The following is a 24460-nucleotide window of genomic DNA, read 5'->3' as shown; positions in this document are numbered from 1 at the left end:
TTAAAATTGTTTTATATCCTCAAGGTATTTGTTAATTCAGTTGAATTACTTTTAATCTTCATTTGAAAATAATGAGACAAATGACGCTCCATTAAGTTTAAAACTTATTTTTCCGTCTTTAGGTCTTATTTTCTTCTTCTTTTCAAAAAAACTACTCTCGTTAGTCGTATAAATATTAAAAAAAGATATTGTTTCAGGTATACCCAAAATGGTAATCTCTCTGTCACCGCTTTTATTCACGAGATGTAGCGCATATTGCGAATTTTCGCTACTACCCAGCGCTGTAGCTGTTATTAACGGATCATCAGAAACAAGAGGGAGAACATTTAAACCCTTTGGAGTTGTTCCCAATTGTTTCAAATTATAGAAACGCTGAGTAGGGTGCATTTCCTCGTCATCATTACCATAAACACCACCTCCGGAAAGCACCGAATAATCTGAGGTCAACTGCCATTGAAGGATACTCAAAGGCTGCGCCATTTTTATAATCTTCAGGTAAATGCGCATTTCTTCAAGTGCATAGGTAGGTTCCTCAAAAATTTGGGGATATCTCCAAGCTCCTGCATCGATACTCCCTTCTCCTACAAAAAGCGGCTCTTTGACTCTATTAGCAATATCAAGCCATTTCAGAAGATTTTCCTGAGACCAACCCCGCCAAGAATGAAAAGAAACACCCCCTATAAAAGGTAAGGATTCCGGGTTAATAGAGGCTTGATTGGTAAAATCCCATCCTGTTGCATCGGCGGTATCTCCCAGAAGTAATTTTGTGTTTAAACCGGCATTTTTGAAATGACTACCAAGCTCTCGTATCAATTGATCGTGTTCTTCCGGAGCTTGTCTTACATCGATTCCTAAATCTGATTCATTGAACGAAAACAGTACAGCTTCTACCCCATATTCTTCTTTTAAAAATTGAATGTAAGACGTTATCGAATTATAAATTTCTTCTTTTTTAGACTGATCTAATTGGTTTCCACGGCTGCCGTCAAGATTAACTCCTTCTGCCCGTTCCCCAATAATTGCCCAATTAGGAGCAAACCAGGCCGCCAGGATTACCGGAATACCTCGTTCATTTAAACGCTTCGCCATTTCTAAAGAGGCTTTTACCTTGGGATGTAAATTCCCCTTTTTAGCCTCAATCATCGGGTTTTTATCAGGATCAGGATGCCATTGTTTCCAAGGTAATTCTACCCGGCTCCAGGCGACACGTAGGTTGTCTAAAGCATAATCTATAACCTGTGGATCTGCTTTGGGATTTTGTAAACGAAAATTTCCACCTATCCCGTCAAAAGGATTTCCTTCTTGTTCCGGAAAGAGCTTTAAAGTTACCGGTGAGTTATCAGTTTCTCCGCTAACTTCTATATCAAATGTGTTTGAATAGGTCTTACCCGCTTCAAGATTACCCGTAGCTATGGCAAAATTCAACTCAAATTCAGGATTTAAAGAATCTTTACCCGTAATAATAATCAATTCGGTTTGCTCTTGAGCTGTGACTTGAATGCCGCGTTCTTTGGTGAGCATATTCACTGCTTTTACCGGCGCCTTATAAGATGCATTATCAAACGCAGCCCTTATCGCCTGAGCAGTTATAGATTCTGGATTGGTGATTTTAATACTAGTGTCTTTTGTAAAATCTTCCGGTAATTTAATTCTAAAATAAGCACCCTGAATCAGAGTATCTTTTGGAGCGCTAAAATCAATTTTAACACGAATGGAATTAGTAGTTAATGGTTTAAGCGTTTGAGTCCAACTGATGTTTTTCATTTCATAACTGAATGTATTGGTCTCGTTATCTCTCTTAAAATCGGTTTTCTGCCCTTCTTTTCGTGTGACCCATTTATATCCTTGTTCATTTACCAGCACGAGGCTGGTATTAAAATCATGCAGGCCTTGCTCTGTGCGAATGCCGGTAAGGTTACCCCAGGTTTCAAATTCGGTCTGAGCAGTTATTTTTTGAAAAAAACTTGTAACCACTAACAGTGTTAGCAATACCTTATTTTTTAATTTCATCTTTTGTTATCGTTTCTGAGTAATTATAGATTTCTTTCACGCGATTGACCGTATTTGCAGTCTCGAGCCAATTAGACCACACCATAAACCAAGACCATTTAGGTTGTTTTTGAAGAATATTAGGTTTGGGTAATTCTCCCACTTCCCCGAGCGCTATAGGCTTACCGGCGGCAAGCTTTAAAAGTGCTTCATAATCGCGCTGCTCATAGTCATAATGATACACATCTGTAGCTAGTATATCTACATATTCAGCTCCCGGGTAAAAGTCCTCATAAGCAAAAGCCTCATCAAAGGGGATATCACGCGGCGCATTTGCATTCCATACCCAAATCAAGTTATTTAATTGATGGTACTCCGTTAAGCGGTTGTAGAGCATTTTCCAAAGCTTTTTATAGGCCTCCGGTTTATTTCCCCACCAAAACCAAACCCCGTTCATCTCATGATAAGGCCTCCACAAGACCGGCACTCCTGCTTCTTCCAATTTTTTAAGATATGAAGCCACATGATCAACTTGCTTGAGCCATCTCAAATGAAGAGCGGTATTGGGAGTAAGTACTTGTTCCCAATTTTCATCACTAAATTCATTCTGTACACTTTCACTCCAGCTATAGGGTGGTTTATCTGTAGGTCTTCCTACATGCCACATCAACGTTACCAGTGCTCCCTCTTCATGTTTTTGAATAGCATTCTTTACAATTCGCTCTCCAGGATCCTTTTGACCATTCCAATAAAAATCTGTTCCCCAGACCGCGGGATAGTTCCCAGTGATTTCATAAGCCAGTTTATAAAACTTTTCAGGCTCTTCGTTGTAACTGTGCTGACCAGATAAAATATTGTCACCTAAAGAAGCTATATAGGCTAATACCTGCTTTGCTTCCGGAGTTGCATACGCATTTACCGGTGTTTGAGCCAAACCTACAGTAGAAAGCACTACACTTATTAAACAGATTATTTTTCTCATTGCTGCTCATTTAAAAACTGATCTGCCGCAAGAACCAGAAAGATATAATCTGTGGTTCCTCCTCCCAACACATATTCGGTTTGCTGCCAAAGGAAAGGCCACTCCAGTAGTTCGGGAAAATCGGGTCTAATTAAAGCGGTTCCCGAACCAATACCTCCGGGTATAAACGAAAACTCCCCTCGATTCATCCCATAAGCTTGAGTCAAAGATCGTGCACCTATCCCTGAGGCAAAAGAAGAGGTATTTACGCCGGGATGAGCACCTAACACAAAATTAAGAGCGTTAAGCAAATAGTCTTTCGGAAAAATTTCAGGATAACTGGTATGAAAATAATATTGTTTCATTCCAAAATTCTGAATGCCCCAGCCAGCACCCCAGATGTCTGGTTCATAAGGCATTCCATAAGGTGTTTTTTTACCTAAGTCTACTACTTGTTGATAATAAGCCTTTACAGCGGTGTTCAATCGCTTCTTGAAAGCAGGCTCTTGAATTAAGGGTAATGCCGGCCCTACTATCCACCCGGTGTTTTCTATATTAGAAATAATACCTTCTGTGTTTTTTATCAGGAATTGTGCGTATTCTTTATTTTGAGTAGACCTTAACAGTTCTACTGCCAGTTCTAGTTTAGGGATAAAAGCTTCCTCACTGTGCGAGTCCCAAATGGCTTTTGCAATAGACAGGCATTGCGCAGCCAGGTCTGGATTGTAGCTTTTTAAAACCCGTGCTGCTGCAGCTAAGGCAGCGGCAGTAGAAAGTTCTCTGGCAGGGTTTTCTTCTGTAAAAACCCAGCGGTCATCAGGTGCACCGGCTAAACCTACAGGGATATTCTGATCTGCTTCCGTGTTGGAAAAAATAATATTATCGCTATGGTTTACAGGATCTCCCAATAAGGTATATTGCCTTTTAGTAGGAACTATTATTCCGCGGTAAAAACGACCCATAGCGGTATACCCTCCCACTATAGAAAGTACGCCATGCTCAATTTGCTGTAAGATATCTGGTTTGCCATCTGGCTGAAGGATTTCAACCACGCGTGTACTTTGATCAATACTTGTATTGTCGTAGTTTATGTTGAAATTTTCATAAATATGCGCCAACCCTTGTACTGTAGCTGCCTGAGATTCAACCCGAAGATCAAAATCTCCTGCATCATGCCAGCCGCCCTTATTTAATTCAGGGACGTGTTCTCCTGATTTATATTCTGTAAGTGTTGTAAACCCCTGTATATACCCGTCAAAATGATTGTAGTCTACAGGAGCCATACGCGCATCATCCATATGACAGAGTCCGTGCCAGACTTTATAACGATCGTTCACGCGCATATGGCACATTTGAACCGGTAAAAAGTATTCTAGTGTGGGTTGCCAGACGTCTCTTTGATATACCTCTTGGGTTATCTGAAAAGCTTCGGTAGTATAGTCACCATATTGAACCACATACATACCGGGTTTTGTAATCGCACTAAAGTCTAGTTGATAATAGGTATACCGAAGAAAATTCCCCCAAAGTTCTGGTTTCTTAGAAACCACTTCTGTATATCCGCCTTCGTTATTGATGCGTAGCAGTTTTGCATCCTGTTTTTTGGTGTCATTGGGATCAGTTTCTATTACGGCTATTTTTTCTTGTGCCGGATGGTAGCCCACCTGAGAAATTTGTACTACCGGATCGTATAAAAAATCTTTCAGCGTATTAGGCGTGATGAGCCATTCTATAGCATTTTTTGTTTTTCCGGCGGGAACCAGCGATCTAACAATAAACCAACCATTGCTGTGACTGGCACGCCCATCTAATAATCGCAGTTCCGCCTGAGAATTTAAATTTTCAATATGAATAGTTTGTGCCGGAGTACCCGGAGCAATTACCAGATGTTTTCCTTGAGCCATGGACTGCAGGCGATATTCTCCTTCTTCAGCAAAGGTGCCGGGGCCATTAGCTTGCCTATTAAAAAGACCAAACTTTTCATCCATGTAATAGGATTTTCCAAAAAGAATTCCGGGGAAAAATTCAATATTCATCCCTACTTTTCCTACCCATTCTTCCGGTAAAGGTTTATCAAGATCTACCGTTATTTTAAAAGATTTCCCTTGCGGAGTTACCTTCAGTTCATATTCCATCTCCAGACCTGGGTAAATAATAGGGTTAAATCCTTTGCGGTCTTTCGAAGCGTCGGGGTAGCTCATGTGAACGCTTATTTCCTGTTTTTGTCTGTCTACCTGTCGCTCTCCTACTTTGGGAACCGGTTGCCATTGACCGGGAGTTGGTTCTAGTCTAAGATCACCATTCGTGGCGACGCGTATGCCGTTCTGAATGACACCTACTCCGCCCTGATGGCTTTCCGGATAAAAATCGTGCGCCAGCATCACATTAGCACCTTGTCGTTCAAGATATTCCTGTTTGTTAATTTTAAAAACAGCAGAAGAGTCAGCCAATTGTTGCGCACTAACTTGAGCTAATCCGAAAAAAAATAAGAAAAAAATAAAAATACGTGTCATAAATTATCGAAAACTTAAAAATAGGTCTCTAATGTATGCCTTACTTAATACTTTTTTATCGATTTCCTATAGGATATTTTCAGAACAGGTTGCGCTAGTGCACATTGCTTTATATTTAAACTGAAATTAATTATGTTATGAAAATACTACACTTTTTTAGTCTCTTTTGTCTAACTACTTTTACCGCTTTTGCTCAGGAAAAAGTAGCTAACGAGGCGATCATTTCTCAAATGAAGGTTGATGCCAAAGAAAACCTACTCGATAAATGGTATCCGCTTGTGATAGACAAGGAAGACGGGGGATATTACAGCGAGATTACCTATGATTTTCAAGTAGGGGAAAAACACGATAAGATGATCGTAACGCAAGCACGGCATATCTGGACCAACTCGGTCGCAGCTGAATTTTTTCCTGATAAGCAGAACTACCTAAATTATGCGGCACACGGATTCGAATTTTTGAGAGATGTCATGTGGGATGCTAAATATGGTGGGTTTCATAACCTGGTTACCAAAGAAGGAAAACCTATCGCTAAAAAAGGAGAAGAAAAAACCGCTTATGGAAACTCTTTTGCTATGTATGGCCTTGCGGCATACTACAGGGTTTCTGGGAATAAAGAAGCGCTTGATCTTGCAAAAAAAACCTTTTACTGGCTTGAAGAGCACAGTCATGATCCAAAAAATAAAGGCTATTTTCAATCTTTAAACTTAGATGGTTCTCCAATTTTAAGAGACTCAAGTTTTGACTCTACATCAGATGTGGGTTATAAAGATCAAAACAGCTCTATACATTTACTGGAAGCTTTTACAGAATTATATAAAGTATGGCCAGACAAACTAGTTGCCGAAAGACTGGAAGAACTCTTATTGCTTATACGAGATACTATCGTGAGTGAAAGATATTATATGAATCTCTTCTTTGAGGCAGACTGGACTCCTGTATCTTTTAATGAGGAAACAAAAGAGATTATAAAAAAACATTATTATCTAGATCATGTTTCGTTTGGTCACGATGTAGAAATCGCGTACCTAATGCTAGAAGCTTCTGAAATACTGGAGCGTAAGGATATCGAAAAAACGTTATTAAAAGGCAAAATGATGGTAGACCATGCTCTTGAAAATGGTTGGGACCCCGAATTTGGAGGCTTTTATGACGGTGGGTATTATTTTGGGGAAGATAAGTCGTTAACCATCGTGAATTCAGATAAAAACTGGTGGTCACAAGCTGAAGGATTAAATACACTCCTGATTATGCAACACTATTTTCCAAATGACAGCCACCACTACGGGATTTACTTCAATCAATTATGGGAGTATGTGAACACATTTTTCATGGATGATCGCTTTGGAGGTTGGTATGAATGGGGCCAAGACAATAAACCGGAAACGAAAGACGATCTAAAAGGCCATATTTGGAAAGCTAATTATCACAACTTTAGAGCACTTATCAATTGCTTAAAAAACTTAGAAAAATAAGCAATAAAAGTATTTTCAAAAAAACAGGGCAAATACATTGATGTATTTACCCTGTTTTTTTGAAATATGTTTACTCTATTTTTTAGTTAACTGCAGTGTGATCACATCGTGTGGTGCAACTACTGCATTAAAGGAACTCTTTGTTGTTTTTAGGTCTTTCTGCGCCCATACATCTTTTAAAGAAAACAGGGTATTTTTAAAATCAACACTATATTCAAAATCAGGATCTTTTATTTGATGATCTTCCCAGTTGAAATTTACTTGATGTTCACGATCTGCCCGGTTTAAGAACGTTACAGCCCAGTCTCCGTTTTTAAGAGGCTTAAACCACGTTTCAAGTCCATCTTTACTGCTGTATTTGAAGCCTTGGATTCCTAAAGAATCCTGATTGATAGCTATCATATCTTTATTAGTAAGAATAGCAACCGTTTCTGCACTCATATCTGCTAAATCATTGCCCGCTATTAGTGGTGCTGATAGCATAGACCACATTGTAAAATGGGCACGGTCTTCATTAACAGTCATTCCATTACCCACTTCCATCATATCAGGATCATTCCAGTGACCGGGACCCGCATATTTTCGCAGCCCATCTTGCATATCAAGAATTTTGAGTACGCCCCAAGATGACCAATCCCCATGGTCTTCTTCGCAATCCCAACATGGGTAGATATCACCTGTCGTTCTCCACATATGTCCTATATCTTCTGCCCATTCCCACGGTTTATTGTCACCCCACTCACATATTGCAAATAAAACAGGTCTGCCTGCCTCATAAAGTGCGTTTCTCATTGTTGTGTAGGATGCTTGGGCATTTTGTTTACCCGTATTGCACCAATCGTACTTTAGATAATCGACTCCCCATTTGGCATAAGTGATGGCATCCTGATACTCATGACCCCGACTTCCGGGCTCTCCGCCACACGTTTCTGTACCGGCATCTGAATAAATTCCAAATTTTAAACCTTTATTGTGTATATAATCTACCAAGGATTTTATTCCTGAGGGGAATTTTTCTTTATCAGCATGTATAAATCCGTTTTCATCCCTTTTCCCGTGCCAACAGTCGTCAATTACGATATACTCATAACCTGCGGCTTGCATTCCGCTTGAGACAAGGGCATCTGCAGCCTCCTTAATGACCTGCTCATTTATATCGCAGGCAAATTTGTTCCAGCTATTCCAACCCATAGGAGGAGTTTGAGCGACATCCTTAAATTTTTGGGCTTTAGCTTGGCCTATGCCGGTACTTACGACACAGAATAAAAAAAGAAGATATTTATTCATAGTATTTATTTAAAAAATTGTTCCCTGCCTAATTTCTTAAACAGGGAACAAACATGAAACATTCTTGTTAAAAACAAATTGCTAAATCAAACCTAAATCGTCAATATAGACAACGGCAGGTACTGTGCCGCTAAACTCTTGAACCCAAAATTCTGTTAAGACGGCTGGAGATCCTAATTCAGAAAGTGGAATCGTAAAGTCATTCCATACTCCTTCTTCTATCGTAATCACTTTACCAACGCCATCATTACCATTAAGAACTATTTTGACATCATTTATACCCTCGCCTCCATAAATAGACACTTTAACTGCTGACATAGTACTTAGATCTATAGTTGCTCCTCCGTTCCCAATTTGAAAACCAGAATAACCCCCTTCATAGGTTCTCTTTATTGAAAAATCCCCTCGTTTAACTCGTTCTGTATTTTCAAAATCTTGAGTACCGGCCCATCCACCTATCCACCAGCTATCGGCTAGTGCATCATCGTAAATGACAAATTTAAAACCAAAAGACTGGGTACTTTGAGATACTCCTCCTGCTGTTTCAACAAATAGAAAAGCCTGTACAACACCTTCAGGCACCCTTACTTGAATTTCTGTTGTAGTGGAAGAAACAATTTCTGCCTCGGTGTCTCCAAAGCGTACAGATTCTAAACCTTCAAATATTTCTCCTTTTATAGTCACAATATCTCCAGCACTAGCAGCTAAAGGAGCAAAAGAAATTATTTTAGGAGCAGGCTGCTCTATGGAAAAAGGTATTGTTGCCTCACCTTTAGAAGTTACTACCCGAAGCTCATCACTTGCATCAAAATAAGGTGCATCTTCCGGTATACTTGTAATTATAACATTATTAGTAACTAGAGTAGGGTTAAAATAAGCCTTGGTGCCATTAAAATAGACCTCTTGAGTTGTGCCCAGATTATTGCCATAAATCGTATACGAGTTTTGGCGAAGACCTACTGTTGTAGTAGAATCTTTTGCTGTAAGTGCTACACTTTCAATAGAAGGAGGTCCACTTGACTCAGCCCCCCCCCCAGTGTCATCTGGTTGACAAGATGTGAGGGCGCCTACGAAAAGAAGCGTCATCAAGAATAAGGTGCAATTACCTTGATTTAAAATTTTAAAATTCATCATTATCACAATTTTTTAATTAAATTCATATGGAACAGGATCTTCTAGCAATCTTGGATTCAGAGCCACATCTGTAGCCGGATAAGGCAATGTAAAATCGTTTGCTTCCGGAGTGTACATTTCAGAAAAAACCACTGGTGGAGAATCGTTACTATAGGTACCTCTTTCCTGATTACTAATTATAGTAATAGCTTTTTGGCGATCGATTCTTCCTAAATCAAACCAGTAATCCCCTTCAATTGCAAATTCTACCCTTCTTTCATGTAATATGTTATCAAGGGTAATCGAAGGAAGAGTACCAAGGCCCGCACGTAACCGTACTTTATTAAAAGATTCTAAGGCTTGGGTATCGCTTGTAGAACTACCTCCTGCAAGAATAGCTTCCGCATTTATTAGCAACACATCTGCATATCTCATAATATAAGTATTATTGGAAGCGGCTTGTTGTGCTGAATTACCATTATTATCAGCCGGAGTACCTACAACATATTTTTTGATACCTGCTTTTGTATTCTGAGCATTAATATCATCTGGCACTGTATAACCGCCATCTGCAGCTCTAATGTTAGGATAAAAGTCGTTTGCAAGCATTATAGTTGCTTTACGTCTTTCATCCCCGTCTTCAAATGCCTCTTGCAAATCTATTGTGGGTCCTATAACGCCATAACCGTCACCTGTACCCGTAATAGCGCTACTTATTGCGAAGGATGCCTGCATAGCATTACCCACTCCATAACCTTGCGAAGTCCATTGCATTGCTGCTATAGATTCTTCATTATTGTTAAACTCTGTAAGAAATAAATCAGCATAATCATCTAGCAATTTAAACTCTTTGCTTGCAATAACTTCTTGAGACAATTGTCTTGCCATATCATATTCTTCCTGATAAAGATGTACTTTGGCCTTCATAGCTTTGGCCGACCCACTTGATACATGAGCATTAGCTAGATAGTTACCGCCACGCACTTTAGGATAACAATTATCGATAGCAAACTGAAGATCTCTCTCTATTAGTTCGTAAATATCTTCGACTCTATTGGTAGGTATTTGAGGGTCGTAAACATAGCTAAGGTTATTTTCAATTATTGGCACAGGCCCCCAGATTCTAGTCAGATAAAAATAAGATACTGCCCTCATGAAATGAGCTTCCCCAATCGTATTGTTGACTGCAGCTTGAGGAACATCTCCGCTAACTCTACTCTCAGTATAATTAATTATTGCATTAGATTGAGCAACAACTCCCCATAAAGAACTCCAGCCATCTGCTAATACCGTATTATCACCAGTTATTGAGAAGTTGAAAAAGTTTACAACATCTCCAGAATACGTTCTGGCATTACCTGAGCTCAGTTCCGTAATAGACCAAAAAGCCTTAGTATTAAAATTAAACCAAACTGACCCATAAAGACTGTTTGTATTAGCGATAAGTTCTTCTTCACTTGAGTAAAAATTATCTAAAGCTATACCATCTTCTGGAGGTCTTTGTAAGAATTCCTCACTACAGGAAAAGAGCATAAAAATCGACACACTAAATAATAGTAATCTATTTATTTTTATATTTTTCATTTTCATTTTATTTAAAATTCAACATTTAACCCAAGTGTGAACGTTCTAGGAGAAGGATATCTTCCTCTATCAACACCCATTTGTAGTGCATCTCCATTAAAGGAACCCACCTCAGGATCATATCCTGAGTAATTCGTAAAAGTATACAGGTTTTGTATCGTGCCGTAAATTTTAAGGTTAGATAGATAAAATTTTTCAGAGATATCTTTCGGAATATTATATCCTAAACTAATGTTTTGTATTCTCAAATAAGAACCGTCTTCAACATAACGGTCTGATATAAATAAATTTTGATTATCATCACCTCTGCGTGGTCTAGGAAATGCCGATTCTATATTATCTGGCGTATAAAAATCTTGAGCTACGTCTAACTGATTTGTATATAATCTGGCAAGTCCTACAGTTTCTTTTCTTGTTAAGTTTAAAAGGTCATTACCCACAGATCCCTGAAGGAAAACACTTAAATCAAAATTTTTATAGCTAAAACTGTTTGTAAAGCCAAATGTAAAATCTGGATGAGGATTACCAATATAGGTTCGGTCTCTTTCATCAATAACACCGTCATTATTAACATCTACATATTGAATATCTCCCAGGCTATTGTCACCTTGTTCTTCAGAGAAGGGTATACCGAATTGTATAGGTGCACCACTAAGATCTTCTGCTGTTCTGAAGATCCCTTTTACTTTATAACCCCAGTATTGTCCGATAGGTTCACCTTCAACGGTTCTTGTGATAGGTGATGATAAGAAGCCAGTAGTTACAGATCTTAGCACTTCAAGACTCTCATTATATAAGGAAGTTACTTCGTTTTTATAGTGAGATATGTTAATGTTAGTAGACCACGTAAAATCTTTGGTTTTAAGAGTTGTATAACCTAAAGTTACATCAATCCCTTTATTGTTCATTTCCCCAAGGTTAACATAAGGTGCAGCAATACCGCCTAGGTAGTTATCAGGACCTGTTAAGTAAATAGGTAAAGGTAACTGATATAAGAAATCTTTAGAATTTTTATTATATACTTCAATAGTAGCGTTAAGTCTGTTATCTAATAAAGTAAATTCTAAGCCCAAGTTCGTTTGTCTTGTTTCTTCCCATTTAAGATCAGGGTTTGGAATATTATTTACCAAATATCCCAATCCTATTCCTGTAGGGGTGTTGTTTAAGCTTGAGCCGTAAAGGTAATTTGGAATACCTTGATTACCAACCACACCATAACCTGCCTTAAACCTTACATTATCTATTGTTTGATTAATACTTTCCATCCAAGGCTCACTTGACACTTTCCAAGATCCTGCAAATGAAGGGAAATAACCCCACTGTTTATCTCCTTGGGGATCAAATTTTGAAGAACCATCGGCTCTAAGGGTAGCTGTTATACTGTACTTGTTATTGTACGAATAGTTTGCTCTACCAAAATAAGAACTAAGAGAAGTACTACCTTGATACGCATCATAACTTACAATAGAATTGGCATTATTCAAAGTTTGAATATCATTGTTTACAAAACCCTGACCCTGAGCTTGAATACCTTCCCAAGAAGATTCCTGAGCTTCCTGGCCTAGTAAAAATGAAACATTATGAATCTCATTAAAGGTTTTTGAGTAATTAAAATAGTTTTTAACAATCCAAAAATAACTTTTCTCTCTTTTTTCAAATAGGGTCGCATTCTCATTAACAAACCTTCCCCATTCATAGGTAGGTGTAAATTGAGAGTTAGTCCCAAAAGTTAGGTTACCTCCTATTTCATTTCTAAAAGTTAACCCTTCTAAAAGAGTGAATTCTGAATAAAAGTTACCTAAAACGTTATACGTAATTAAATTATTACTTCGTTCCAATGCCAGGGCAACCGGATTGATACTTCCTTCAACTGCGCCTGGTTCATCAGGGGGGCCTGCAAATGTACCATCAGGATTTCTTACTGCAACATCTGGAGCTTGAAGTAAACCTAGACTTACGATTCCGTTCCTATTACTATTTAAGGTAATTCTCTCATCAGTTCTACTTGCGGTAACGTTTGCGCCAACTTTTAACCACTCTTTAAGCTTACCGTCTACGTTTGTTCTTACAGTCATTCTCTCAAATCCAGAACCTATTACGGTACCTTCCTGATCTAGGTAACTCCCAGAAATCAAATAGTTTATCTTTTCATTCCCTTGCGAATACGATACCTGATGGCTCTTTAAAATTGCCTGTTGAAAAACTTCATCTTGCCAATCAGTACCTTCTCCAAGATTTTCAATCGTTGTAAATTCTACCCGTGGTTCAGTATCATATTCTACAGCCAAGGCATTTTGTAATCTTGCATAGGTTTGAAGATTCATAACATCTAAAAGCTTCTGTGGTTCTTGCAATGCATAATAGGTGTTGTACTTAAACGAACCTTCTTTGTTACGGCTACCATTTTTGGTTTTTATTATTACTACACCGTTTGCGCCTCTAGATCCGTAAATGGCAGTAGCTGAAGCATCTTTAAGAATATCTACAGACTCTATATCACTTGGGTTTAATCCTGCAAGTGGGCTGGTTCCTGTTTGACCACTACCCCCAAAATCTGAAGCAGCAGTGCGGCCACTCGTACTTGTATTTCTAGAATCCCCAGATATTGGAACCCCATCAATAACATATAAAGGTTCATTATTACCGGTTATTGAAGTAATACCTCTAATTCTTACAGATACCGCACTTCCAGGCTTACCCGAGTTTTGACTAACGGTAACACCGGCAGCTCTGCCCTGCATAAGCTGATCTATACTTACCTGAGGAATATTTTCTATCTCGTCAGCTTCTATACTAGACACAGAACCGTTTACATCTTGTCTTTGCTGAGTTCCATAACCAATAAGCACAACTTCCTCTAGACTTTCAGAGTCTTCATACATACTTACATTAATTGTCTGTCTATCTCCAATTGTCACTTCTTGAGTTTCAAAGCCCAGAAAACTAAATACTAAGACTGCATCTTGGGGCGCAGTAATCTGATAGTTTCCATCGAAATCTGTTGCAGTCCCATTACTTGTGTTCTTCTGAATAACATTAACACCCAGAAGAGGGGTGCCACTTTGATCTGTTACGGTTCCTTTAACCACAATTTGTTGCGCCCAACCTACTTGAGATAAAAGGCAAAGGAATGCAAAAGTGAGCATCTTGCCTTTGCGATAAATACCGTCTTTACGTTTGAATAGTTTTTCTTGCATTTTAAATTAAATTGTATGATTGATTTTTAATAATTGAGGCTTTAATAAGATTGCTAGTAATTAATTACGACTTTAATAATTATTAGCCGAAATTATTTGAATATCAAAATTAGAAGGAAGGTTAAGTTTTTGTTAATAGTATTTTATCATTTAATAATGTTATTTTTTCGATAAAATGCTAAACTTCAAGTATATTAAATGTAATTTTGACAATTAATCAATAAATATCTCTTATTATTGAGAATTTGAAACATCTAAAGGAAATTTTTAAAATCCAAGTGAGTTTCCTGTGAATTAGCTAACCTTTATGGAGAATTTTCAAAAGAAACTTACCTGAGTCTGAGAGATTCTCGGATGAATCAATATGATCAGGCTCAATTCCCTGCTTTAAAGCCGCCGAAGCCTCCCTTTTATCAGCTAAAGACCAGTTGCACCAGGAAAGATCATTTTTTTTCATAAAGCGTAGCCACTTTTTTGTTTCCTTATAAAAAACCTTTCCATCTCCATCTGCATTGGTAGTACCAAACTCTGTTACAAAAATGGGAAGCCCCTTTTCTATAGCTAATTTGGCTTCATTTCTCAGCTCCTCTTTGTGTGTGCCTGCATAAAAATGCAAGGTGTAGGCGATATTAAACTCCTTAATAGGGTTTTGAGAAGCTTCTAAAACATTTTGAGACCATTGGGGCGTACCACAGACAATAATATTATCTGGATCATTCATTCTTATTTGAGCAATAACACTCTCGTGATAAGGTTTTAAGACATTTTTCCAAGAAACCGCTAATGGCTCATTATAAATTTCATAAATAATATTTGGGTAACTTCCATATTTGCGGCTTACCTCTTCAAAAAAACCACGAGATTCACTTAAATGATCTTCAGCATGATGATCATGCCAATCTACAATCACGTAAATTCCGTTTGCAATAGCAGCATCTATAACTCGATAAACTTTTGCTTTTTCTATTTCAGGATTTTTCAAGTAACCACCGTTCTCAATGCCCATTGCGGCTCTTACTACCGTAACGCCCCAGGATTCCTTTAAAAGTTTTACAGACTGTGCAGTATAAAACTGAGGTTGCCATTGACTCCAAAATAGGGACATCCCTTTTAAACGAACTACTTTACCATGCTCATCTTTAAGTACGTGACCTTCAAAGGCTAACTTCCCATGTTTTTGAACCGGGTCTGAAATATTTTGAGAGTACGAATAAGAACCTATGATGAAAAACGTAATTAAAAGATAAAACCTCATTTTTTTATTATTTATTTTAAAGAATCTAAGGCTATAAAACTCTTTTAATCCCACTAAACTCACTTCTATATTGACTGGGAGTACAGTTTTTTGTTTTTTTAAAAACCCTATTAAAATTTGCAATATTATTAAACCCACATTTAAAGGCAATCTCTGCAATACTAAGCTCTTTTTCAATTAACCACCTAGAAGCGAAGCCTATTCGTGTATCATTAACGTAGTCAATAAATGTTTTGCCTGTTCTCTTTTTAATAAATCGATTGAACGAAACCGCGCTCATATTTACTAATTCTGATATCTCTTTTAAACTTATCTTATTCTGGTAGTTTGCCTGCACGTATTCATAAATCTTTTTAATTTTATCACTATTCTCAAAATTTTTGTTTTCGCTGGTATAGGTCGAAAGTATTTGTTGATTTCTCGAATTTGCAAGATCATGAAGAATAGAAATAAGTTCTAAAAAGTAATCAATACTGTCAATTTTGGATAAGCGTAAAATTTTTGGCTTTATTTCGTCTGCTATTTTTTGTGAGAACAAAATTCCATGGGCTGAACGTTCAAACATATCTTTAATCGGTTTCATAATTCTTCTCCCTAAAAGTCTCTCATCAAAAAGATCATTATGAAATTGTATGGTTATCTCGTGTATCTTATCATTTGTACAGTTATGAATCTCCCAACCGTGTTGTAAGTTGGGACCCACCAAAACCAACTCAACATTCTCAATTTCATTCAAATTGTCTCCAACGATACGCCGCACTCCTTTGCCGTTTAAAATAAAATTGAGTTCAAACTCAGGATGAAAATGAATTGGAAAATCAAAATCGTCTTTTATTCTGTCGAATACAAGGAAACTATCCTCAGGGGACAATGGTGTAATCTCTCTATGTACATCTTTTTGCATTCTGTGAAATTTTTAGAATTTATTTTATTAAGAAATGACAATATCCTATTAATTCCCTAATAGAATTGAGTTTAATTTTGGTTTTTCTTAACTTTTTAAAGAAAATATAATTAAAATATAATCAGCAACAATTTTAAGAAAAATATTTTAAGAGCTGAAACAACTCTATAATATATTGTCTTTTTTTAACCTTATATCACTTCTTAAATGCAATATTTTTACAAAATAACAGTATTAATTTTAAGTATTTTACACCTAACTTCATGTTCAAGTCTTTCTAGTACCAACTTTAACCAGTTGCAATTAGCTGATAAGAATGCAGAGTTACAAACTAAAATCCTTTTTGAAAGAATTCGCGAGATACCCAATAAAGGGATCGCATTTGGTCAGCAAGACGCAACTATGTACGGTATAAACTGGAAAATGAAAACAGCAACTTCTAAGCTAAAGAGTGATATTAAAGAGGTTAGTGGCAAAATGCCTGCAATTCATGGATTTGATTTGGGACATATAGAATTAGGTGCCTCTTCAAACCTAGATACAGTATCTTTTGATCTTATAAAAAATCACGTTAGAAAATTAAATAAAAAAGGCGCGATTATAACGTTTAGCTGGCACGCAGACAATCCTAAATCAATGGGTACATCTTGGGACACTACTTCGGTAGTTAAAACAATACTCAAAGGCGGCTCAGAACGCTCAAAATATGAAAGTTGGGTAGCCAGACTCTCCACTTTTTTTAAATCGTTAAAGACATCTAAAGGAACTCCTATTCCAGTTGTATTTAGACCTTTTCATGAAATGAATGGTAATTGGTTTTGGTGGGGAGAAGGTAACTGTACTCCAGAAGAATATAAAGAATTATGGCGCGAAACGTTTTATTTATTAAAGCAAAACGGAGTGACAAATCTACTGTATGCTTATGCCCCTAATATTATGCAATCTTCCGAAGAGTTTGATTTGTACTATCCCGGCGATGATTTTGTTGACATTCTGGGTGTTGATATCTATAACTATGGTGGTAGGGAAGCTTTTATAAATAACATTCAAAAAAACCTTGCTATCCTCAAAGAAAAAGCTATTCAAAAAAATAAGCCTTTTGCGTTAACAGAAACCGGAAATGTTAATTCAGGATCTGAACCTAACTGGTGGACGAAAAGTTTATACCCGGGCATTGAGAACAGTGGTGCAGCTTGGGTTCTTCTGTGGAGAAATGCAAGATTAGATCATTATTTTTCTGTGTATCCCGAAGATATTTCAGTACCAGATTTTAAAGAATTTGCAAGGCTTGATGAGCTCCTATTTTTGAAAAAAATAAAAAAAATTAACTACTAAAACAAAGCACTAAATGTTACAAGGTTGGGATATCGTTATAATCTTAATTTATCTTACGGGTACCATAGTAATTGGCCTGGCCCTGCGTAAGCGTGCGCAAAAGAGTAAAGATGACTACTTAATGGGCGGCAAAAGCTTGCCCTGGTATATGTTAGGCCTTTCTAATGCTTCGGGTATGTTTGACATATCTGGTACGATGTGGTTGGTAACACTAACCTTTGTCTACGGCTTTAAAAGTATCTGGATCCCTTGGTTATGGCCGGTTTTTAATCAGGTTTTTCTAATGGTTTATCTCTCCGTTTGGCTGAGACGGTCTAATGTTACTACCGGGGCAGAATGGATTTTGTTTCGATTTGATAGTGGTAAAGGTGGAAGAAGATCCCATACCATCATAGTTATTTTTGCCATATTAAGTTGCCTCGGCTTTCTAGCATATGGCTTTATTGGACTGGGAAAATTTGTTGAAATCTTTATCCCTTGGGAAATCGTTTCTAATTACGTCCCTTTTAACGTTCCGCCTAACTATATTCCTCACTTCTATGGTATTATTTTTACATTATTTGCGGTATTTTATTCCGTTTTAGGAGGAATGTCTGGTATCGTGTGGACAGACGTACTTCAATATACGGTGATGACCATATCATCTGTAGCCATTGCTGTAATCGCCTGGCAAGCCATGGGTTCAAACGAGTTAAATGTTCCAGATGGCTGGATGAACCCCTTCTTTGACTGGAACTTGAATATGGATTGGACCGGAATAATAGATGAAGTAAATACTAAAATCGCTTCAGACGGATACTCTTTATTTACCATTTTCTTTATGCTCATGCTGTTTAAAGGTATTTTGGCAAGTATTGCCGGACCCGCACCCAACTACGATATGCAAAAAATTCTCTCCACAAAATCTCCCCTAGAAGCTGCTAAAATGAGTGCCTTTTCGTTAGCGGCACTAATTCCTACCCGTTACCTAATGGTTGGTGGCTTCTCTGTACTGGCTATTTTATTTTACGACGACCTTGATCTTTATACAGCTGGAATTCTTGATTTTGAAAAAATACTTCCGGCTGCAATTGAGCAATTTATTCCTGTAGGCTTATTAGGTTTGTTACTGGCGGGCTTGCTTGCCGCTTTCATGTCTACGTTTGCCGGTACGTTAAATGCCGCTCAGGCTTATCTGGTAAATGATATTTATTTAAAGCATTACAATCCGGAAGCTAGCCATGATAAGGTAAAACAAATGAATTACAGTAGCGGCATTGTTGTGGTGATCATCAGTATTATACTCGGTTTTTTTATTCAGGATGTGAATTCTATTCTACAGTGGATTGTTTCTGCACTTTACGGTAGTTATGTAGTGTCTAACGTTTTAAAATGGCACTGGTGGAGATTTAATGGGGAAGGCTATTTCTGGGGAATGCTTTCAGGAATGATTCCGGCAATGATTTTTCCAATTTTTACAGACACCCTTGACCTCTATTACTTCCCTATAATACTCCTGATTTCTATAGCGGGAAGTATTTTAGGAACCTATTCAGCGCCTCCTACAAACGAGCGGGTACTTATGGATTTCTATAAAAAAACAAAACCGTGGGGATTCTGGAAACCCATTTACAAGCAGATTAAAAAAGAAGATCCTCAATTTTCCAGAAATAAAGGTTTTACGAGAGATATGTTTAACGTGGTTTTAGGTACTGTAGCACAAACCTTACTCGTAATAATCCCACTCTATCTCATTTTACATAAAAACATATCTCTAATCGTATCGGTTTTAATATTGGTAGTATGTGTGGTAATCTTAAAACGCACGTGGTGGGATAAAATTAAAACTGAAAATAATATTAGCAACAATTGAATATGGACCTAACAGAAAATAACAAAGCTTTACACAAAAAAATCTCCAATTACCAAGAACTGGTTAACAATCACGCAGAATTTTTAGCAATACCGAATCAACCTGAAAAACACTCAAACGGTATTTTTAAAAGATATATAAACCCGGTGCTTACTGCTACACACGCGCCTTTAGAATGGCGGTATGATTTTAATGCTGAAACGAATCCGTTTGGAATGGAGCGCATAGGAATCAACGCAACATTTAACCCGGGCGCCATGAAATTGAAAGATAATTATATACTGGCAGTTCGCGTAGAAGGCAATGACCGTAAATCTTTTTTTGCCATTGCAGAAAGTCCTAACGGGGTTGATAATTTTAAATTCTGGGATAAACCTTTAATATTACCCCAAACCCATGAGCCAGATACTAATGTGTATGACATGCGCCTTACAAGGCACGAAGACGGTTGGATTTATGGTATTTTTTGTACAGAGCGCAAAGACAAAGAAAGACCGGGAGATACCTCTGCGGCAATCGCTAATGCCGGTATAGCCCGTACTAAAGATTTGACCAACTGGGAACGTTTACCCGATCTAATTTCAACTTCAGGACAGCAGCGTAATGTTGTTATGCATCCCGAGTTTGTAGATGGTAAGTATGCCTTATATACCCGTCCCCAAGACGGTTTTATCGAAGTAGGAAATGGCGGAGGAATAGGACTGGGATATATCACAGATATGACTAACCCGGTTTTAGAAGATGAAAAAATCATTAACCGTAAAGTTTACCATACGATTTATGAATTGAAAAACGGTCTGGGTCCTGCCCCTATCAAAACTAAAGAGGGCTGGCTACACTTGGCTCATGGCGTTAGAAATACAGCCGGAGGCCTACGTTATACCTTATACCTTTTTATGACCGCGCTTGATGATATTTCTAAAGTAATCTACCAACCTTCCGGTTATTTTATGGCTCCCAATTATATAGAAACAGTAGGTGATGTACCTAATGTACTTTTCGGTAATGGCTGGATTCAGGATGATGATGGGACACTTTTTATCTATTATGCCTCATCTGACACACGCTCCCATGTAGCGGTCTCTTCTATAGACAGAATTCTTGACTATGTGATGAATACACCCCAAGATGCATTTACTTCAGCTGCTTCCGTTCAAAATATAATTTCACAAGTAGCACAGAATATGACCCTCAATGATGAAGAATGAAGAGTTTATACAATTTAAAAACGAGATCAGAAGTGAGCTTGACAGTATTCTAACCTATTGGAAAACCAATAGCGTAGATACGGTCAACGGCGGCTTTTACGGCAGACGTGATTTTAATAATAATCTAATCGCAGACGCTAATAAAGGTATTATTTTAAATACGCGCCTGCTTTGGTCATTCTCAGCAGCAGGTAACTTTTATAAAAATGACACCTATAAAACCTATGCTGATAGGGCTTATACGTATCTGAAAACTAATTTTCAAGATCAGGAATTTAAAGGTCTTTACTGGGAATTGGATCATGAAGGAAACCCAGTAAATAAAAGAAAACAAATTTATGCTCAGGCTTTTGGCATCTATGCACTTTCTGAATTTTACCGGTACACCGCAGATGAAGAGGCTTTAAATTGGGCCATATCTCTATTTAATCTAATAGAAAAATACGCCAGAGACAACAAACTCAATGGCTATTTAGAAGCTTTTCAAGAGAACTGGTCTCCTATAGAAGATATGCGTTTGAGCGAGAAAGATGACAATTCTGCTAAAACGATGAATACCCACCTACACATTTTAGAGGCCTATACCAATTTGTTACAAGTAACAGGAAATAATGCTGTAAAAGAAGCGCTCGAAAATTTGACAAAGCTCTTTCTGGAAAAATTTCTAAATACAAAAACGCATCATTTTCAATTGTTTTTTGATACCCAATGGAAAAGAGCCAATAATGTGGTTTCCTTTGGCCACGACATTGAAGCGGTTTGGCTTATTGTAGACGCTTGCAAAGCCATAGCCAATAAAGACCTGCTACAACAAGCAGAGCAAGTTACGCTTGAGGTTGCTTCAACCTTTCTTAAAGAAGCCTATATACCCCAAAAAGGGGTGGTGAATGAACAAGACATGGATACCGGTGAGATAGATACAGATAGACACTGGTGGCCACAAATGGAAGCCATTGTAGGATTGCAGTACGCATTTGAAATTTCAGGAGAGGAACATTTTAGAACTGCTCAGCTCGATATTTGGCAATACACGAAGAATCATATCATAGATCACAAAAATAGAGAATGGCATTTCCGCGTAAATAAAAATAATGAGCCTTATACATCAGAAGATAAACTCAGTATGTGGAAAGCTCCATACCATAACTCCAGAGCCTGTATGCTTGTTTTAAACTAAAAAAATTATGAAAAAATTTCTATTATCTTTATTACTAGTGAATTTTATTCTTGTAAGCTGTTCAAAAGACGAAGAATTTCTTGAGGATCCAGAAACAAACTCTGAACCTCCTGTAGCAGAGCAGTCTGATGTGCGTTTTTTACCCTCAGAAGCCAATTCCTATATGGTAGATCCTTCTGCTACTCCAGAAACAGTAGCCTTGTTTTACAATCTGAAAGCGCTTTCTTATAACAACTACATCGTTGGTCAGCAAGATGCATTAAGTTCATTTTATCAGAATAACAGTGGTATGTCTGATATGAAAAAATTAACTGGAAGCGACCCGGGATTACTAGGCTCTGATTTTATGTTCATTACAGATGATGAAAATAACGAGCAACCTAACAACTGGTTTTATCAACAAGAGCAACTTATAAAATCTAAAACTATAGAAGCTTACGATAAAGGTATGGTCAATATTTTTTGTTGGCACCTGAGAGAACCTTTTGAAGGAGAGGTCTTTTATACTTCAGAAATGACCGCAACACAAAAACAAAATGCATTTAAGAGTATTTTACCGGGCGGTGAAAATCATGAGTATTACAAACAAAAACTTCAAAAAGTAGCTTCTTTTGCAAAAAGCCTTACAGGCTCAGACGGTAACGCGATTCCTATCATTTTCAGACCGTTTCATGAGTTTGATATGGACTTTTTCTGGTGGGGAGCTGCATACAGCACTCCGGAGGAATTTAAAGAATTGTGGCGCTTCACCGTTGAATACTTAAGAGACGATCTCAGCGTAACCAATATGCTTTATGCCTTTTCCCCAGATAACAGTTATACGACAAAAACCGCTTATCTAGAACGATACCCGGGCGACGCCTATGTTGATGTTGTGGGGATGGATAACTACGGTGATGTGGCAGCCCAAAACGGTTCGTTAATCGCTCGTGCCAATCAAAAACTTAAAGTAGTGTCAGATCTAGCTGAAGAACGTAATAAAATAGCCGCGTTTACAGAAACAGGCTATTTTGTTTCTGCATCGGGTACCGAACTCGCATCAGATTTTTACTCTAATAATTTGTATAAAGTTCTTACAGATCAAGATATAAACCTTGGTTTTATGATGTTCTGGCAAAATTATTCGGACTCCTATACGGTTCCGGTTCCTGGCGCTAAAGGAGCTGATGATTTTATGCTTTTCACCAAGAAAGAAAAAACAATTTTATTAAATGATATGCCAGATGTTTATGACCTTCCTCAGGACAATACCTAAACTAAAAAAGATTAATCTCGTTTTTATCTTTTTATCCTTCTTCCTTTTTTCGTGCGCAAGTCTAGACAGGATAACCGTAAAGGAAGGCAAATTTTATAAAGGGAAAAAACCTTATTATTTTGTGGGTGCCAATTATTGGTATGGCCCTTTAATCGCCGCGAGGAATATAGGTGACCGCGAACGTTTACTTCGGGAACTAGACCTGATGGATAGTCTGGGAATAGATAATCTACGGATTTTAGTAGGTGCTGAGGGGGGTAATGAAGACTTTCAGGTCAAACCCGCTTTACAGCCAAAACAAGGCGAGTATAACGAAGATCTTTTAGACGGTCTTGATTTTCTCCTAGCAGAAATGGCTAAGCGGAAAATGTATGCCGTTTTATATCTCAACAACAACTGGATCTGGTCTGGAGGGATGTCTGCCTACCTAAGTTGGAATGGATATGGAGAAGTTGCCAATCCCTTTTTAGAAAAATACAGCTGGCCAGATTATTTTAATTATACCCAACAATTTCACACCTGTACCCCTTGCCGGGAAGCTTTTCAAAATCACATACGTTTTATACTGGGTAGAACCAATTCTTATAACGGGAAAAAATATACCGAAGATAATACCGTAATGTCATGGCAAGTTGCTAATGAACCCAGAATATTTACAGAGGAAGATAGAGGTCCTTTTAAAGAGTGGTTAAATGAAGTTGTAGGCTTACTTGAAGAATTAGATCCTAACACCCTAATATCGACGGGAGCAGAAGGTAAGGCAAGTTATTTACAAGAAATTGAGACTTATAAAATGTTGCATGAAAACCCTGATATAGACTATTTAACAATGCACATGTGGCCTAAAAACTGGCAATGGTACTCCTCAGAAAATGAAGAAGAAACTTTAAAAAATTCTGTAATTAAAGCTAAAGATTATATTCAGGAACATATACAGGTTGCACAAGAACTGAACAAGCCTGTAGTAATTTCAGAATTTGGCTTTCCAAGAGAAAAAGAAAGTTTGTCTAAAAATGCCTCTGTAGTAAATAGAAATACCTTTTACTCTGTTTTGTTTGAAATGATCGAAAAAAGTGCAGACGAAAAAGGATCTCTTGCAGGATTAAATTTTTGGGGTTTTGCTGGTTTCGCTGAAACCAATGAAAAAAGCGGAAAGTGGGAAAAAGGAGATGACTTTAGCGCAGATCCCCCTCAGGAACCACAAGGACTGAATTCTGTTTTTGCTTCTGACACCTCCACATTAAACCTTATTAAAAAATCTAACGATGCTTTACAAAACTAATTTTATAAAATGGAGTTTAACAATTACTCTAGGATTAAGTGCCTTTATTGTTTTGAATAGTTTCCGTTTTAAA

The 24460-nt window shown here is 37.6% G+C and carries 16 protein-coding genes; 7 read left to right on the top strand and 9 right to left on the bottom strand.

Annotation, left to right across the window (positions count from 1 at the left end):
* Nucleotides 1-51: 51 nt before the first annotated feature.
* The 3 genes from P164_RS15935 to P164_RS15925 are packed head-to-tail and all read right to left on the bottom strand — an operon-like array spanning nt 52 to nt 5463.
* A complete protein-coding gene (locus P164_RS15935; protein ID WP_028377321.1) occupies nt 52-2010 on the bottom strand; it encodes a hypothetical protein in 1959 nt (652 codons plus the stop codon).
* The gene (locus tag P164_RS15930) at nt 1994-2971 is read right to left on the bottom strand and encodes a glycosyl hydrolase (protein WP_035899932.1); all 978 of its coding nucleotides are present in this window, start codon (nt 2969-2971) and stop codon (nt 1994-1996) included. Before P164_RS15930 ends, P164_RS15935 begins: the two co-directional genes overlap by 17 nt.
* Nucleotides 2968-5463 (bottom strand): glycoside hydrolase family 9 protein, encoded by a 2496-nt coding sequence (locus tag P164_RS15925; protein ID WP_028377320.1) that lies wholly within the window; start codon nt 5461-5463, stop codon nt 2968-2970. Before P164_RS15925 ends, P164_RS15930 begins: the two co-directional genes overlap by 4 nt.
* Before the next feature lie 137 nt (nt 5464-5600).
* Here P164_RS15925 and P164_RS15920 point away from each other — a divergent pair, with 137 nt between their 5' ends.
* Nucleotides 5601-6938 carry an AGE family epimerase/isomerase gene (locus P164_RS15920; RefSeq protein WP_028377319.1) on the top strand — a complete coding sequence of 446 codons (1338 nt, stop codon included), beginning with the start codon at nt 5601-5603 and terminating at the stop codon, nt 6936-6938.
* Between the two features lie 75 nt (nt 6939-7013).
* Here the strand turns inward: P164_RS15920 and P164_RS15915 are convergent, their stop codons facing one another.
* The 6 genes from P164_RS15915 to P164_RS15890 all read right to left on the bottom strand — a co-directional run bounded on the left by P164_RS15915 (nt 7014) and on the right by P164_RS15890 (nt 16278).
* Complete coding sequence (locus P164_RS15915; RefSeq protein WP_028377318.1) at nt 7014-8225, bottom strand: glycoside hydrolase family 27 protein; 1212 nt, start codon at nt 8223-8225, stop codon at nt 7014-7016.
* Nucleotides 8226-8306: 81 nt separating this feature from the next.
* A complete protein-coding gene (locus tag P164_RS15910) occupies nt 8307-9359 on the bottom strand; it encodes an IPT/TIG domain-containing protein (RefSeq protein WP_051621382.1) in 1053 nt (350 codons plus the stop codon).
* A gap of 12 nt (nt 9360-9371) precedes the next feature.
* On the bottom strand, nt 9372-10922 hold the full coding sequence (locus tag P164_RS15905) for a RagB/SusD family nutrient uptake outer membrane protein (RefSeq protein ID WP_234405875.1): 1551 nt from the start codon (nt 10920-10922) through the stop codon (nt 9372-9374).
* 11 nt (nt 10923-10933) lie between these two features.
* Nucleotides 10934-14119, bottom strand: a complete 3186-nt coding sequence (locus P164_RS15900; protein WP_051621381.1) for a SusC/RagA family TonB-linked outer membrane protein — start codon at nt 14117-14119, stop codon at nt 10934-10936.
* 298 nt (nt 14120-14417) lie between these two features.
* A complete protein-coding gene (locus P164_RS15895) occupies nt 14418-15374 on the bottom strand; it encodes a glycoside hydrolase family 5 protein (protein WP_035900160.1) in 957 nt (318 codons plus the stop codon).
* 31 nt (nt 15375-15405) lie between these two features.
* On the bottom strand, nt 15406-16278 hold the full coding sequence (locus P164_RS15890) for an AraC family transcriptional regulator (protein ID WP_028377315.1): 873 nt from the start codon (nt 16276-16278) through the stop codon (nt 15406-15408).
* A gap of 297 nt (nt 16279-16575) precedes the next feature.
* Between P164_RS15890 and P164_RS15885 the strand changes: the two genes are divergently transcribed.
* From P164_RS15885 to P164_RS15860, 6 genes are all read left to right on the top strand, one after another.
* The gene (locus P164_RS15885) at nt 16576-17613 is read left to right on the top strand and encodes a glycoside hydrolase family 26 protein (RefSeq protein WP_159106034.1); all 1038 of its coding nucleotides are present in this window, start codon (nt 16576-16578) and stop codon (nt 17611-17613) included.
* Between the two features lie 13 nt (nt 17614-17626).
* Nucleotides 17627-19465 carry a sodium:solute symporter family protein gene (locus P164_RS15880; RefSeq protein ID WP_028377313.1) on the top strand — a complete coding sequence of 613 codons (1839 nt, stop codon included), beginning with the start codon at nt 17627-17629 and terminating at the stop codon, nt 19463-19465.
* 2 nt (nt 19466-19467) lie between these two features.
* On the top strand, nt 19468-20673 hold the full coding sequence (locus P164_RS15875; RefSeq protein WP_028377312.1) for a glycosidase: 1206 nt from the start codon (nt 19468-19470) through the stop codon (nt 20671-20673).
* Nucleotides 20660-21850, top strand: coding sequence for an AGE family epimerase/isomerase (locus P164_RS15870; RefSeq protein WP_051621379.1), 1191 nt, complete (start codon nt 20660-20662; stop codon nt 21848-21850). The genes P164_RS15875 and P164_RS15870 overlap by 14 nt, the downstream gene beginning before the upstream one ends.
* A 7-nt stretch (nt 21851-21857) precedes the next feature.
* On the top strand, nt 21858-23105 hold the full coding sequence (locus P164_RS15865) for a glycoside hydrolase family 26 protein (RefSeq protein ID WP_028377310.1): 1248 nt from the start codon (nt 21858-21860) through the stop codon (nt 23103-23105).
* A gap of 121 nt (nt 23106-23226) precedes the next feature.
* Nucleotides 23227-24387 carry a glycoside hydrolase 5 family protein gene (locus P164_RS15860; RefSeq protein WP_234405874.1) on the top strand — a complete coding sequence of 387 codons (1161 nt, stop codon included), beginning with the start codon at nt 23227-23229 and terminating at the stop codon, nt 24385-24387.
* Nucleotides 24388-24460 lie beyond the last annotated feature (73 nt).

This window comes from Leeuwenhoekiella sp. MAR_2009_132, assembly GCF_000687915.1.
Lineage (GTDB): Bacteria > Bacteroidota > Bacteroidia > Flavobacteriales > Flavobacteriaceae > Leeuwenhoekiella.
This window is presented reverse-complemented; position numbering and strand designations above follow the sequence as displayed.

Coding starts and splice junctions, on each gene's coding strand:
- P164_RS15935 (WP_028377321.1), bottom strand. CDS start 2,010: ATGAAATTAAAAAATAAGGTATTGCTAACACTGTTAGTGGTTACAAGT.
- P164_RS15930 (WP_035899932.1), bottom strand. CDS start 2,971: ATGAGAAAAATAATCTGTTTAATAAGTGTAGTGCTTTCTACTGTAGGT.
- P164_RS15925 (WP_028377320.1), bottom strand. CDS start 5,463: ATGACACGTATTTTTATTTTTTTCTTATTTTTTTTCGGATTAGCTCAA.
- P164_RS15920 (WP_028377319.1), top strand. CDS start 5,601: ATGAAAATACTACACTTTTTTAGTCTCTTTTGTCTAACTACTTTTACC.
- P164_RS15915 (WP_028377318.1), bottom strand. CDS start 8,225: ATGAATAAATATCTTCTTTTTTTATTCTGTGTCGTAAGTACCGGCATA.
- P164_RS15910 (WP_051621382.1), bottom strand. CDS start 9,359: ATGATGAATTTTAAAATTTTAAATCAAGGTAATTGCACCTTATTCTTG.
- P164_RS15905 (WP_234405875.1), bottom strand. CDS start 10,922: ATGAAAAATATAAAAATAAATAGATTACTATTATTTAGTGTGTCGATT.
- P164_RS15900 (WP_051621381.1), bottom strand. CDS start 14,119: ATGCAAGAAAAACTATTCAAACGTAAAGACGGTATTTATCGCAAAGGC.
- P164_RS15895 (WP_035900160.1), bottom strand. CDS start 15,374: ATGAGGTTTTATCTTTTAATTACGTTTTTCATCATAGGTTCTTATTCG.
- P164_RS15890 (WP_028377315.1), bottom strand. CDS start 16,278: ATGCAAAAAGATGTACATAGAGAGATTACACCATTGTCCCCTGAGGAT.
- P164_RS15880 (WP_028377313.1), top strand. CDS start 17,627: ATGTTACAAGGTTGGGATATCGTTATAATCTTAATTTATCTTACGGGT.
- P164_RS15875 (WP_028377312.1), top strand. CDS start 19,468: ATGGACCTAACAGAAAATAACAAAGCTTTACACAAAAAAATCTCCAAT.
- P164_RS15870 (WP_051621379.1), top strand. CDS start 20,660: ATGATGAAGAATGAAGAGTTTATACAATTTAAAAACGAGATCAGAAGT.
- P164_RS15865 (WP_028377310.1), top strand. CDS start 21,858: ATGAAAAAATTTCTATTATCTTTATTACTAGTGAATTTTATTCTTGTA.